At 66.5% G+C, this 13,456-nt stretch carries 14 protein-coding genes and 1 tRNA gene; 6 read left to right on the top strand and 9 right to left on the bottom strand.

Annotation, left to right across the window (positions count from 1 at the left end; translation table 11 throughout):
• Positions 1–10: 10 nt before the first annotated feature.
• On the top strand, positions 11–1,909 hold the full coding sequence (gene sppA / locus IE191_RS08560; RefSeq protein ID WP_191323945.1) for a signal peptide peptidase SppA: 1,899 nt from the start codon (positions 11–13) through the stop codon (positions 1,907–1,909).
• Between the two features lie 225 nt (positions 1,910–2,134).
• Here sppA and IE191_RS08555 read toward each other — a convergent pair whose 3' ends face one another.
• Positions 2,135–2,302, bottom strand: a complete 168-nt coding sequence (locus tag IE191_RS08555; RefSeq protein ID WP_191323944.1) for a hypothetical protein — start codon at positions 2,300–2,302, stop codon at positions 2,135–2,137.
• A gap of 146 nt (positions 2,303–2,448) precedes the next feature.
• Between IE191_RS08555 and IE191_RS08550 the strand changes: the two genes are divergently transcribed.
• The 5 genes from IE191_RS08550 to clpX all read left to right on the top strand — a co-directional run bounded on the left by IE191_RS08550 (position 2,449) and on the right by clpX (position 7,417).
• Positions 2,449–2,533, top strand: a tRNA-Leu gene (locus tag IE191_RS08550).
• Positions 2,534–2,609: 76 nt separating this feature from the next.
• On the top strand, positions 2,610–4,178 hold the full coding sequence (tig, locus tag IE191_RS08545; RefSeq protein ID WP_191323943.1) for a trigger factor: 1,569 nt from the start codon (positions 2,610–2,612) through the stop codon (positions 4,176–4,178).
• Between the two features lie 163 nt (positions 4,179–4,341).
• Positions 4,342–5,190: a hypothetical protein gene (locus tag IE191_RS08540; protein ID WP_191323942.1), complete on the top strand. Its 849-nt coding sequence runs from the start codon at positions 4,342–4,344 to the stop codon at positions 5,188–5,190.
• Between the two features lie 126 nt (positions 5,191–5,316).
• On the top strand, positions 5,317–6,012 hold the full coding sequence (gene clpP, locus IE191_RS08535) for an ATP-dependent Clp endopeptidase proteolytic subunit ClpP (RefSeq protein WP_191324012.1): 696 nt from the start codon (positions 5,317–5,319) through the stop codon (positions 6,010–6,012).
• A 148-nt stretch (positions 6,013–6,160) separates the two neighbouring features.
• Entirely contained in the window at positions 6,161–7,417 is a 1,257-nt protein-coding gene (gene clpX, locus IE191_RS08530) for an ATP-dependent Clp protease ATP-binding subunit ClpX (protein WP_191323941.1), read from the top strand.
• A gap of 170 nt (positions 7,418–7,587) precedes the next feature.
• Here the strand turns inward: clpX and IE191_RS08525 are convergent, their stop codons facing one another.
• From IE191_RS08525 to IE191_RS08490, 8 genes are all read right to left on the bottom strand, one after another.
• Entirely contained in the window at positions 7,588–8,259 is a 672-nt protein-coding gene (locus tag IE191_RS08525; protein ID WP_191324011.1) for a glutathione S-transferase family protein, read from the bottom strand.
• An 88-nt stretch (positions 8,260–8,347) separates the two neighbouring features.
• Positions 8,348–8,782: a hypothetical protein gene (locus IE191_RS21030; RefSeq protein ID WP_229815195.1), complete on the bottom strand. Its 435-nt coding sequence runs from the start codon at positions 8,780–8,782 to the stop codon at positions 8,348–8,350.
• A 40-nt stretch (positions 8,783–8,822) separates the two neighbouring features.
• Positions 8,823–9,266 (bottom strand): chemotaxis protein CheW, encoded by a 444-nt coding sequence (locus IE191_RS08515; protein ID WP_054132887.1) that lies wholly within the window; start codon positions 9,264–9,266, stop codon positions 8,823–8,825.
• Positions 9,267–9,297: 31 nt separating this feature from the next.
• Positions 9,298–9,669, bottom strand: coding sequence for a response regulator (locus IE191_RS08510; RefSeq protein ID WP_022677527.1), 372 nt, complete (start codon positions 9,667–9,669; stop codon positions 9,298–9,300).
• Positions 9,670–9,689: 20 nt separating this feature from the next.
• The gene (locus IE191_RS08505) at positions 9,690–10,244 is read right to left on the bottom strand and encodes a chemotaxis protein CheD (RefSeq protein ID WP_191323940.1); all 555 of its coding nucleotides are present in this window, start codon (positions 10,242–10,244) and stop codon (positions 9,690–9,692) included.
• A 3-nt stretch (positions 10,245–10,247) separates the two neighbouring features.
• Complete coding sequence (locus IE191_RS08500; RefSeq protein WP_191323939.1) at positions 10,248–11,288, bottom strand: protein-glutamate methylesterase/protein-glutamine glutaminase; 1,041 nt, start codon at positions 11,286–11,288, stop codon at positions 10,248–10,250.
• A complete protein-coding gene (locus IE191_RS08495; protein ID WP_191323938.1) occupies positions 11,285–12,154 on the bottom strand; it encodes a CheR family methyltransferase in 870 nt (289 codons plus the stop codon). The genes IE191_RS08500 and IE191_RS08495 overlap by 4 nt, the downstream gene beginning before the upstream one ends.
• Positions 12,151–13,456: chemotaxis protein CheA (locus tag IE191_RS08490; protein WP_191323937.1), on the bottom strand; the 1,306-nt coding region annotated here is incomplete at its 5' end. The genes IE191_RS08490 and IE191_RS08495, both read right to left, overlap by 4 nt.

The following is a 13,456-nucleotide window of genomic DNA, read 5'->3' as shown; positions in this document are numbered from 1 at the left end:
GATATCCTCCATGAAATTTGCCCGCTCGGTCTGGAAAGTCCTCGTCGCGATCAAGGATGGCCTTGCCCTCCTGTTCCTCCTGCTGTTTTTCTGGGTGCTCTATGCCGCGCTCACGCTGCGGCCGACGCCCGGCCAGGTGCATGAAGGGGCGCTGACCATCACGCTCGACGGCAGCGTGGTGGAAGAGCGCAGCGCGCTGCAACCGACGCAACTGCTGCTCTCGGGCGAAGCGCCGGACAAGGAATTCCAGGCCCGCGACGTGGCCCGCGCGATCGAGGCGGCGGCGGATGACACGCGGATCAAGGCGGTCGTGCTCGATCTCGAACAGTTCACCGGCGGGCGCCAGGTGCACCTGAGCCGGATCGGCGCGGCGATGGACAAGGTCCGCGCCGCGCACAAGCCGGTGCTGGTTCGCGCGCTGCTCTATACCGACGATGCGGTGCAGCTTGCCGCTCATGCCAGCGAAGCCTGGATCGATCCGATCGGCGGCGCGGTGGTGACCGGGCCGGGCGGATCGCAGCTTTATTACAAGGCGCTGCTCGACCGGTTCAAGGTCAAGGCGCACATCTTCAAGGTCGGCACCTACAAGTCGGCAGTGGAGCCCTATGCCCGCAGCGACGCCTCGCCCGAAGCCAAGGAAAATCTCGCCGCGATCTATGGCGCGCTGTGGTCGGCGTGGAAGGCGGAAGTGACCAAGGCGCGGCCCAAGGCCCAGATCGACCTGGTGACGCGCGATCCGGCGCAATGGCTGGCGCAGAGCGGTGGCGACATGGCCCAGGCGGCGGTCAAGGCCGGGCTCGTCGACAAGGTGGGCGACAAGGTGGCCTTCGGCAAGCGCGTGGGCGATCTGGTCGGCCATGATCCGGCCGCCGGGGAAGGGGGCTACAAGGGCACTTCGCTGGCGCAATACTTGGCCGACAAGCCCGAGTCGACCGCCGGCAAGGCGGTGGCGGTGGTCACGATCGCCGGCACGATCGTGGATGGCGAGGCCGGCCCTGGCACCGCCGGCGGCACACGGATTGCCAACCTGATCGACCAGGCCGTGGCCAGCGGTAACTATGCCGCGCTGGTGGTCCGGGTGGATTCGCCCGGTGGCTCGGTCACGGCGGCCGAACGCATTCGCGCCGCGATTGCCCGCGCCCGCGCCAAGGGGCTGCCGGTGGCCGTGTCGATGGCCAATCTGGCGGCGAGCGGCGGCTATTGGGTGACGACCCCGGCGCAGCGTATCTTTGCCGAGCCGGCGACGATCACCGGCTCGATCGGGGTCTTCGCGGTGATCCCGAGCTTTGAAGACACGCTCGCCAGCTATGGTGTGACGGCCGATGGCGTGCGCACCACGCCACTTTCGGGCCAGCCCGACGTGATGGGTGGGCTCAGCCCGCAGTTCGAGGCGCTGTCGCAGGCGTCGGTCGAAAGCTACTATGCGCGCTTCCTGCGCCTGGTGGCCGATGCGCGGCACAAGAGCCCGCAGGACATCGACAAGATCGCCCAGGGCCGGGTTTGGGATGGCGGCACGGCCCGCCAGATCGGCCTGGTCGATCAGTTCGGTGAGCTGGAAGACGCCGAGGCCTGGGCGGCCAAGGCGGCCAAGCTGGAAAGCTGGCATGCCGAATTCCTCGGCGCCAATCCCGGCGGCTGGCAGGGCTTTCTCGCCAGCCTGATGAGCGATGACAGCAGCAGCGAATCGCGCGTGGCCAGCGATGTCACGGGCCTTCTGGCGCAGCGCCAGCAGGCGCTGGGCTGGCGCGTGATGGCCGATCTCGGGCGGCTGAACAGCGCAGCGGGCGCCCAGGTCTATTGCCTGGAATGCGGCGGGGTGGCGCCTGTGGCGCCGCGCCCCGCCGGTGCCGTGCCGCAAGGCTTGGTCGCCCGCGCATCGTGGCTGGCCCTGCTCGGCAAGGCATTCTGAGAGCCTGTTTGGAAATCCGGCTTTGCCGGATTTGCGGCACCGGCCCACGCCCCCACCCGACCTCCCAACGATAGTACCCTATGGGAGGTCGGCCCCCTCAGCGAAAACGTCCCCCGGACGTTTTCGATGCCTTCGGGACGGGCGTGGGCCGGTGCCGCAACGAAAATGCGCCTTGGCGCATTTTCAAAACGGGCTCTGACACTTCGCGGCGCGGGCTGATCCCCGTCAGTCGGGCGGCGGAACCTCGGCGGGGCTGATCGGGTCGATCCTGTCCGGCGTGACCGGCGGCGTTTCGGCCGGTTCTTCCTGCGGGGTCTCGGGCGGCGAGATGGCCGGGGGCACATCGGGCGGCGATTGCGGCTCGATGCGGTCGGGCGGGGGCGTGCTGGCCATGGCGCATTGCTCCTTGGGTCTCGGCCCGGGGCGGGCCGGTATCATCCCTCAACCGTCCCGCGCGGGTGCTTGTTCCCCGTGACCGCGCGGCGGGCTTGTGCTTTTCGGCGGGCTGCGATAGGGGCACCGCTCGCTTTTTGCCGGATGCGGGCGTGGCGGAACTGGTAGACGCGCTGGATTTAGGTTCCAGTATCGCAAGATGTGGGGGTTCGAGTCCCTTCGCCCGCACCAGGGATCATCCCCCCACCGGCTATGCACGGATTTTGAGGCGCCTTGTCGCGGCGTCATTCGAGAAAGTTGGATCAGGATGCAGATCGTCGAAACCAGCAACGAGGGCCTGAAGCGCGCCTATGCCGTGACCATCCCGGCAGCGGACATTGCCGCGCGCGTGGAAGGTGAAATCAAGAAGATCGCCCCGCAGGTGCGCATGCCGGGCTTCCGTCCGGGCAAGGTTCCCGCCAACCTCGTCAAGAAGATGCACGGCCCGGCCCTGCACCAGGAAGCGCTGCAAACGACGATTCGCGAAGCGATGGACAAGCTCGTGGCCGACCACCAGCTTCGCCCCGCGATGCAGCCGGCCGTGTCGCTCGGCGAAGGCTATGAAGAAGGCAAGGACGCCGAGCTGACCGTCAGCCTCGAAGTGCTGCCCAAGGTCGAAGCCCCCGCGCTCGATGGCCTCAAGCTCGACAAGCTGGTGGTGCCGGTGACCGAAGAGCAGGTGGACGAAGCGGTGAACCGCATCGCCGCCGGCCAGAAGAAGTTCACCGACGCCCCCGAAGGCGCGGAAGCCAAGGATGGCGACCAGCTCATCATCGACTTCCTCGGCAAGCTTGACGGCGAACCCTTCGAAGGCGGCGCGGCCGAAGACCAGCCGCTGGAAATCGGCGCCGGTCGCTTCATCCCCGGTTTCGAGGAACAGCTCGTCGGCGCCAAGGCTGGCGACGAGAAGGTCATCGCCGTGACCTTCCCCGAAGACTATCCCGCCGCCAATCTGGCCGGCAAGGAAACCACCTTCGACATCACCGTCAAGGCGGTGAAGAACCCCGGCGAATTCGTGGCGGACGATGAGTTTGCCAAGGCGCTCGGCCTGGAAAGCCTGGAACAGCTTCGTGGCCTGCTCAAGGGCCAGCTCGAACAGGAAACCGCCGGCCTCACCCGCACCCAGATGAAGCGCGCGCTGCTCGATCAGCTTGCCGCCGGCCACGATTTCGACGTGCCGCCCTCGATGGTGGAAGCCGAGTTCGAGCAGATCTGGCAGCAGCTCACCGAAGAAGCCAAGGGTGAAGAAAACCCCGAAGACGCGCTCAAGGAAATCGAAGCCGAAAAGGACGATTACCGCAAGATCGCCGAACGCCGCGTGCGCCTTGGCCTGCTCCTGTCGGAAATCGGCCAGGCCAACGGCGTGGTCGTGACCGCCCAGGAAATGGAAATGCTGATCCGCCAGGCGGCCCAGCAGTACCGTGAGCAGGACCGCCAGCGCTTCGTCGACTACGTCCGCTCCGAGCCGCTCGCTGCTGCCCAGCTTCGCGCGCCGCTCTATGAAGACAAGGTCGTCGACTTCCTGTTCGACAAGGCCGAAGTCACCGAGCGCGAAGTGACCCGCGAGGAACTCCAGGCTGCGATCGAAGCCGAGGAAGGCGCCGCTGCCGCCCCTGCCGAAGCCAAGCCGGCCAAGAAGAAGGCCGCCAAGAAGGCTGACGCTGAAGGCGAAGCCGCTGGCGAAGCGGAAGAAGCCAAGCCCGCCAAGAAGGCCCCGGCCAAGAAGAAGGTCGCTGCCGAAGGCGATGCCGAAGCGCCCGCCGCCGAAGGCGAAGCCAAGCCCGCCGCCAAGAAGAAGGCTGCCAAGAAGGCGCCGGCTGAAGGCGAAGAGGCCTGATCGTCCAGGCCTGATGGCCGGTTGAGATAGGGAAGGGGCGCTGCCGGCAACGGCGGCGCCCTTTTTCGTATGCGTAAGTTCCCTAAGGCATCATGCGGATTGGCGCGTTGATTCTCGGCATGAGAGAATCGGCAAGGATCGGAAACCCAGGGGGGATCAGCCGATGCATACCGTGCGCAATCGCAAGGGCACCCGCTCGCCAATGAACCCGTCGCAGCCTCAATTCGGCAAGCCCCAATCAGGCAAGACGGGGACAGGAAAGGCGACCGCCGACAAGGCTCAAGGCAAGTCGCCAGCAACCAGGCCGCCAGCCACCAAGCCGCAGCAGCCTGCGCCATTCCTGCTCGCCAGTGCGGGCGCGCCGGCTTTTCCCGCAGACCTGATCCTGCCACCCCATCGCGGTGCGATCATCACCACGGCCGCCTGGCCGGCCGGCATGATCCCCGCGCCCCTGCCGGCCGTGCCGCCGTTTCGCTCGCCGCTGATCGCGCCGCGCGTTCCCGCCGGCAATCCGCAGGGGCAGCCCGATCGCGAGGCGCCGTCGCGCAATCCCGCGCGCCAGGCGCCCCCGCGCAAGACCCCGCACCGCGACCTGCCGCCGCGCCCCGGCACCCGCACTGCGCGCAAGGCCGAGCGCCGCGCCAGGATCGAGGCGGAACTGGCCCGTCGTGCGGCGACCGCGCCCACCACGGCGGGCGCCATGGCCCAAGCTTCGGCCAAGCCCGAGGCGCCCGCGTGTCGGGCCGCCACGCCGCCCAGCGTGAAGTGGGTCGCGCCCGATGACCGCACCCCGCTGCCGCGCCACCGTGCGCCGGCCGTGCCGCGCCAGGGCCTGTTGGATGTGGTTGCCGCCACGCTGGGCGATGCCGGGCGCATGCTCGCGCGCCTGCTGCCGGGCGGCAAGCGCAACCGCGAGTTGCGCGAGCGGGTGGCGCGCGCCGAAGCACGGCTGCGCGCCATGGAAGCGCAACTGGCCGCGCTCGAAGCGCTGCGCGAGCGGGTGAAGACCTGAAACCGGCGGCGCAGCGGGCCGGAATCTGCTCCAATATCCACGCATTCCCGCGCATTCGCGGTTAATGCCCTTGAACATCCTTTGCTGGCACGCGACATAGGCCATCGCAACCAGATGAGGATTCCCATGCTCGACGTGTTCGGCAGCCGCTCTGCCCAAGGAAAGTTCAATGTCGATCCCGTGACCGGCGCGCTCGTCCCGGTGGTCGTCGAGCAGACCAGCCGTGGCGAACGCAGCTTCGACATCTTCAGCCGCCTGCTGCGCGAACGCATCGTGTTCGTGACTGGCCAGGTGGAAGATCACATGGCGTCGCTGATCGTCGCCCAGCTCCTGTTCCTCGAGTCGGAAAACCCCTCGAAGGACATCTCGATGTACATCAACTCGCCCGGCGGCGTGGTGACGGCCGGCATGGCCATTCACGATACCATGCAGTACATCCGCCCGCGCGTGTCGACCGTGTGCATCGGCCAGGCCTGCTCGATGGGCAGCTTCCTGCTCGCCGCCGGCGAACCCGGCATGCGCATCGCGCTGCCCCATGCGCGGATCATGATCCACCAGCCTTCGGGCGGGGCGCAGGGCATGGCCTCGGACATCGAGATCCAGGCCCGCGAAATCCTGCGCATCAAGAAGCGCATGAACGACCTTTATGTGAAGTATACCGGCAAGAGCCTGGAAGAGGTCGAGAAGGCGATGGACCGCGATACCTTCCTTGAAGCGGACGAGGCGCAGGCCTTTGGTCTGGTCGACAAGGTGTTCGAATCGCGTCCCCAATCTGAACAGGTTGGCGTCGAAGACGGTAGCGGTGGTGCGCCTTCGGCCTGATTTTGCCTTCTGCCCCGGCTCCTTAAGCGTTGCGAAAGGAGCCGCGTGGCAGATAAAACCACCTTGTTTCGTGTCCGGTTGATTAATACCCTTGGGGTAGTAGGATAGCCGGGCCCGCCCCTCGTGGAGGGGCGCCTGGGATTGAAGAATGACAAAGCTTTCCGGATCGGACTCTAAAAGCACGCTCTACTGCAGCTTCTGCGGCAAATCGCAGCATGAGGTGCGCAAGCTCATCGCGGGCCCGACGGTCTTCATCTGTGATGAGTGTGTCGAGCTGTGCAACGACATCATCCGGGAAGAGACCAAGCAGGGCATCGCCGGCAAGAAGGACGGTGGCGTTCCGACGCCGCGCGACATCTTCGAGACGCTCAACGATTATGTGATCGGCCAGGACCGCGCCAAGCGCGTGCTTTCGGTGGCGGTGCACAATCACTACAAGCGCTTGAAGCACAGCGGCAAGGGCGGCGACATCGAACTGTCGAAGTCCAACATCCTGCTCGTCGGCCCGACCGGCTCGGGCAAGACTCTGCTCGCGCAGACGCTGGCCAAGACGTTCGACGTGCCGTTCACCATGGCCGACGCCACCACGCTGACCGAAGCCGGTTACGTGGGCGAGGACGTGGAAAACATCATCCTCAAGCTGCTCCAGGCCAGCGACTACAACGTCGAGAAGGCGCAGCACGGCATCGTCTACATCGACGAGATCGACAAGATCAGCCGCAAAGCAGAAAACCCCTCGATCACCCGCGACGTGTCGGGCGAAGGCGTGCAGCAGGCGCTGCTCAAGCTGATGGAAGGCACCACGGCTTCGGTGCCGCCGCAGGGCGGACGCAAGCATCCGCAGCAGGAATTCCTGCAAGTGGACACGACCAACATCCTGTTCATCTGCGGTGGCGCCTTCGCCGGCCTGGAAAAGATCATCGCCGACCGCTTGCAGAAGCGCTCGATCGGTTTCGGTGCGCATGTCGCCGATCCCGACAAGCGCCGCGTGGGTGAACTGCTGCAAAAGGCAGAGCCGGAAGACCTCCAGAAGTTCGGCCTGATTCCCGAGTTCATCGGCCGTCTGCCGGTGATCGCCACGCTCAACGATCTCGATGTGGCGGCCCTGGTACAGATCCTGCGCGAACCCAAGAACGCGCTGGTCAAGCAGTATGCCAAGCTGTTCGAGCTGGAAGACGTGACGCTGACCTTCACCGACGATGCGCTCGAAGCCATCGCCAAGAAGGCGATCGACCGCAAGACCGGCGCGCGCGGGCTCCGCTCGATCGTCGAAGGTCTGCTCCTCGACACCATGTTCGACCTGCCCACGCTCGACGGCGTGACCGAAGTGGTCGTCGACAAGGACGTGGTTGATGGCCGCAAGGAACCGGTCCAGGTCCTGAAGGGCAAGGAACAGGCTGCCTGAGGCTTCCGGCCCGGTGACACGAAAAACCCCCGCTGGCGACAGCGGGGGTTTTTGTTTGCGGGTCGGGTTGGAGCGCGATCGACTTTGCCTGCGTCACAGCCGGCGCTCTGCCGTATCGACTTGCCGCATTTCCCGAGTCGGCAGATGCTTCGCCCTGCCTTGAAAATGCCCTAGGCGTTCACATCCGCATAGTGCGCGGGGGGCTGGATCACGTCCATCCGCTCGGACAGCAGCGGCCGAAAGCTGGGCCGGCTCTTGAACACGGCATACCAGTCGCGCGCCTGTTCGTGGCCGTTCCAGTCGATCCCACCCAGGTAATCGGCCACTGAAAGCTGCGCTGCGGCGGTCAGGTCGGCCAGGCTCATGGTCGAGCCGGCCAGCCAAGGCCGATTGTCGATCAGGTGATCGATGTAATAGAGGTGATCGTGCGCCAGGCGCAGCGCCTCGCGCAGGGCGCGCGAATCCGGCGACTGGCGATAGACCAGCCGCTTCTTCATGCGCTCTTCGAGCAGGGGATGCGTCACGTCGGCAAAGAAGTTCTCGTCGAACAGGGCCACCAGCCGGCGGATCTCGGCCCGGTTGGTCGCCGTGCCGTTGATCATCGGATTCTTGTCGTTGGTCTCTTCCAGGTATTCGCAGATCGCCCGGCTATCGACGAGCGTGATGCCGCGCCCTTCGTCGCGCAGCACCGGAGTGCGCACGGCGGGGTTCAGTTTCTGGAATTCCTCGCGATAGTCCCAGGGATTTTCGCGGACCAATTCGTAGGGGATGCCCTTTTCCGCCATGAGCAGCCGGATCTTGCGGCTGAACGGGCAAAGGGGAAACTGGTAAAGCTGCCACATGCCATCTCCATGGACGACGGCCATGGCCCAAGTCCAGCACCCTGGCGCACCGGCAGCGTTTTTTTCGCCGGCGGTGCGCCCAGGTCTCTCAATGGAACATGCGCAGGCGGTCGCGCAGCACGTCCAGCCCGATCTGTTCGATGGCCTGGATCGGGCAGTCGGCTTCCAGCAGGCGGGCCAGCGAGCGCTGCTTCTGGGCGATAAGGTCGATGGCCTGGAGCACATCCATGTGCCGCGCGGCGATCTCCATGTCGGTGCACAGGCGCCCGCCCAGGTCTTCCACTTCCAGGGCGAGTTCTTCCAGCACCACGGCAATCTGCTGGTGCGTGGCGTCGCGCATGTCTGCCAGGCGTTGCTCGGTTTCGGCCTGGGTCAAAGCGGGCGGGGGAACGGCATCGAACGGCAGGAAGCCTTCATCATCGGCCGTTTCTACGGATGCTGCGGATGGGCCGCGGGTTGCGGTTTCGCCCGGCTGCCGCCCCGGCTCGGGCTCGGGCCAAAGGTCGATGGATTCGATGGGCATCGCAAAGGCTCTCCGCAGCGTCGCGTCAGGTGGTGTCGGATCAGGCCGCTTCGGCCATCGAGTCGCTGTCGGCCAGCGCCGCGAGGTTGAGCACCATGACCATCTTGTCTTCGATCGCGGCCAGGCCATCGAGGAACGGTACCACCGTGTCGCTGCCCGAGGCGGGCGGCGGCGGCTGCATCGCTTCATCGGGCACGGTGACGATGTCGCTGACCGAATCGACGATCCAGCCGCCGATCTGGCTGCCGAGCTGGGTAACGATGATCGCGTGGCGCGGCGTCGGTTCGGTGGCGCGCCAGCCCAGCCGCGCGGCCAGGTCCACCACCGGCAGCACGGTACCGCGCAAGTTGACCACGCCGGCCACGTAATGCGGCACGCGCGGCAGCCGCGTGGTGGGCGTCCAGGCGCGGATTTCGCGGATGGCCATGATATCCAGGCCGAAGACCTGGCCTTCCACTTCGAAGGTGATCAGCTCGCGGATCATAGGGTGTCTCCCACAAGAGGTACGGTAACGATCAGTGCGACACGCGGCGTACGGCCGCGACCAGCTTGGCCGGGTCGAACGGCTTGACGATCCAGCCGGTGGCGCCGGCCGCGCGGGCGCGGGCCTTCTTTTCCTCGGAGCTTTCGGTGGTCAGCACCAGGATCGGGCGATCGCGATGGCGGCTGCCCTCGCGCAGGCGCTCGATCAGGCCAAAGCCGTCAAGCCGGGGCATGTTGATGTCGGTGATCACCACGTCGACTTCGTTCAGGGCCAACCAGTCGAGCGCGGCAATGCCGTCTTCGGCCTGGGACACATCGAAGCCTTGCGAGGTGAGCGCGTGGTTGAGCAGGGCCCGCATCGACGGGCTGTCGTCTACGGTCAGGATCCGGGTGGTAGTGGTCATGCCTGGACTCGCTTTTCCATTCAGAACAGTTCGACGTCGCCGAACGATACGGCGGGACGCGCGGTGGGTTGGACAGGGGGCGCAAGCCGGTCTTCCACCGTGCGGAGGCGGACCTGGCCCGATGCCGGGCGGAAATCGACACGACGCGCCTGGGTGCCGCCAAGGTCTTCGCGCATCAGCGCAATCCCTTCGTTGGCCAGAAACTTGCGCGCGAAATCGGCATTGACCGAGCCGATCTTCATCATGTTGCGGTTGACGTTGGCGCCGCCGTAGAGATGCGCCTTGAGCTTGGACTTGCGCGCGCCCTTGGCCAGCATCTCGTTGACCAGCAGTTCCATCAGGAACAGGCCGTAGTGTTCATCCACCGCCGTGTCATAGCCGGGCGGTGGCTCGGCCAGCAGGAAGTGGTTCATGCCGCCGACGCGGGCGTCGGGATCGAACAGGCAGGTGGCCACGCAACTGCCCAGCACCGTGGAAAACTCCACGCTCTTGTCGGCACTGGCCAGCGCCTGGCCCTGCATGACGGTGACCCGTTCAAGGCCGCTGGGGTTGGGCAGGATCGGTTTGTGAAACATGGCTCAGGCCGCCTTGCTGAATGCGTGGCGCGCGATGTGGCTGATCGGCGCCACGACTTTGGCCGCGCCCAGCGAGATCGCCGCGCGGGGCATGCCGAAGACGGTGCAGGTCGCCTCGTCCTGGGCAATGGTGCGCGCGCCCTTCTGGGCCATGGCGAGCAGGCCCTTGGCCCCGTCGGAGCCCATGCCCGTCAGCAGGATGCCCACCGCCTGGGCGCCGACGACTTCGGCCACCGAGGAAAACAGCACGTCCACCGATGGCAGGTGCCCCGACACCGGCTCGCCACGCCGCAGCTTGGCATGCAGGTTGGTCGTGCCGCCGATGCCGAGATGGCGATCATCGCCGGGCGCGAGATAGACATGGCCTTCGCGCAGCGGCATGTCCGGCTCGGCAAGCTGGATGCGCGGGGGGCAATTCTGGTCGAGCGTGCGCGCCACGGCCGGGGCAAAGCGTTCGTTGATATGCTGCACGATCAGCGTGGGCGGGCAATCCACCGGAAAATCCGACAGCAGGATCTGCAAGGCTTCCACCCCGCCGGTGGACGAGCCGATCGCAATCAGGCGCGGCCGATCGGCGATCGACAGGCGCGCCTGCGTAGCGATGCGGCTGGCCGGCACGGCCGGCGCCGGGGCGCCGCGCGGGGCAAAGCGCACTTTGGAGGCGCTGCGGATCATGTTGGCCAGGCGTCCGCTGTCTTCCAGCGTCATGCCGCTGCCCATCTCGCTCTTGGCATAGCAATCGACCGCGCCAAGCGCGAGCGCGCGGGCCGTGGTCTCGTTGCCCTGCTGCGTCGCGCCGGACACGATGATCACCGGGGTCGGGCGGAGCTGCATGATCTTTTCGAGGAAATCCAGGCCGTTCATGCCCGGCATTTCCACGTCGAGCGTGACCACGTCGGGGTCCAGCTCGCGGATCATCTGGCGCCCTTCAGCGGCGTTGGCGGCTGCGGCCACCACTTCGATATCCGGCTCTTTCGACAGCCGGTTCATCAGGATGGCCCGCATCGTGGGCGAATCCTCGACAATCACCACGCGGATCGTCATGCCGCCCTCCTCGAATAGATCGTTGGTCCCATGTTCGCCAGTTCTTCCAGAGCCGGGCCGGTGACCCGCTCGCTGTGGCCGATGTAAAGGTGGCCGCCGCGCACGAGCTTTTCGGCAAAGCGCGCCACGAGCCGTTCCTTGGTTGGATTGTCGAAATAGATCATGACGTTGCGGCAAAAGATCACGTCAAAGGCGCCGGCCATCGGCCAATCGCCCAAGAGATTGAGGTGGCGGAAGCGCAGCAGGGCCTGCGCTTCCGGGGCGATGGTCGCGTCCTGGCCGTCGGGCACGGTCCAGGCCCGGCGCAGCGGTTCGGGCACGGGCTTGAGGTCTTCCTGGCGATAGCGCGCGGCCTGGGCCTTGGTGATCGCGTGGGTGGCGATGTCGCTGGCCAGGACGCGGATGTCGCGCCGCGCCAGCTTGAGCCCTTCGCTGCGATCGGCCCCGAGCAGCGTCATCACCAGCGACCAGACTTCCTCGCCGCTGGAGCAGCCCGCCGACCAGATCCGCACTTTGCCGCCGCGATCGAGCTTCTCAATCAGATGGGGCCGCACTTCCTGCGCGAAATGCTCGAAATGGTGCGCCTCGCGATAGAAGAACGTGTGGTTGGTGGTGAGCGCGCAGATCGCCTTGGTGCGTTCCGCGGCATCCTCGCGAATGCGCAGGACATAGGCGCCAAAAGTCTGGCAGCCGGAGTCACGCACCAGCGGGGCGAGCCGCGAATAGACCAGCATGGCCTTGCCCGGAGGGAGCACGATACCCGCCTCGCGATGGGCGATCTCGCTTACCGCCTGGAAATCGGCGGCGTCGTAGACCCCCGGGCTGACCCCGGGCAGGCTCATGTCGAAGGCGGAGTGGACGCTCATGCGGCTTCTGCCAACCCATGCGGGTGCGACAGATCGAGCTGGCCGTGTTCGGCAAGGCTGCGCGCGACCAGGCCGTCGACATCGACGATCAGCGCCACGCGGCCATCGCCCAGGATCGTGGCCCCGGCGACACCTTCCACCGAGCGATAGTGGGTGTCGAGGCTCTTGATCACGACCTGGCGCTGATCGACGATCGAGTCGACCAGCAGGGCCGCGCGGCCCGCGCCTTCGGTTTCGACCACGATCAGCACGCCATCCTGCGGCACTTCCACCGCGCCGTTGGCGCCCACCGCCAGATGCAGCGGAACGACCGGGATGAAGCGACCGCGCACGTTCATCATCGCGCGGTTGGCGCCCAGGCCCTTCACGTCTTCCACCGCAGGGCGCAGCGATTCGACGACGTTGGCCAGCGGCACGACCAGCGTCTGGTCGCCCACGTTGACCACCATCCCGTCGGAAATCGCCAGGGTCAGCGGCAGGGTGAGCGTGAAGGTGGTGCCCACGCCCTGTTCGGATTCGATGGTGATGCGCCCGCCCAAGTCCTTCACGTTCTGGCGCACGACGTCCATGCCCACGCCGCGCCCGGAAATGTTGGACACGGTCTGGGCGGTGGAGAAGCCCGGCGCGAAGATCAGCAGGTCGATCTCTTCCTTGGAAAGCTGGGCATCGGGGGCGACCAGGCCCTTTTCGATGGCCTTGGCCAGCACCCGCTCGCGGTTGATGCCGCGTCCGTCGTCGCCGATGCGGATCAGGATGCGGCCCGAACGATGCTCGGCCGAAAGGGTCAGCGTGCCTTCGGCGCTCTTGCCGGCGGCCAGGCGCTCCTCGGGCTTTTCGATGCCATGGTCCACCGCGTTGCGGATGAGGTGGGTGAGCGGCTCGCCCAGGCGTTCGATCACGGTCTTGTCGAGTTCGGTGCTTTCGCCCGAGACTTCCAGCCGCACGTGCTTGCCGGTGCTGGCGGAAAGCTCGCGCATGATGCGCGGCACGCGGCTGAACACCGAGCCGATCGGCTGGGCGCGAATGGCCATGGCGCTTTCCTGGATATCGCGCGTGAGGCCATCAAGCACCGCGATTTCCTCGCTGGCGGCAAGGCCTTCGTTCGACAGGCGCTGGGCCATCATCGCCTGGGCAATGACCAGCTCGCCCACCGCGTCGATCAGCTTGTCCAGTTTGGACAGCTCGATGCGGATCGACTGGCCGGGGGCAGGCGGGGCGGCCGGGGCCGCGCCGGTGGCGCAGGCGCTGGGCTTTGCCCTGCCGCCCGTCGGAGCCAGCGCGGGCGACGATCGCTGCCGCGCG

Source organism: Novosphingobium pokkalii, assembly GCF_014652855.1.
In the GTDB taxonomy this organism is placed as follows: domain Bacteria; phylum Pseudomonadota; class Alphaproteobacteria; order Sphingomonadales; family Sphingomonadaceae; genus Novosphingobium; species Novosphingobium pokkalii.
Note: the sequence above shows the minus strand (reverse complement) of the source record. Positions and strands in the feature narration are given on the sequence as shown.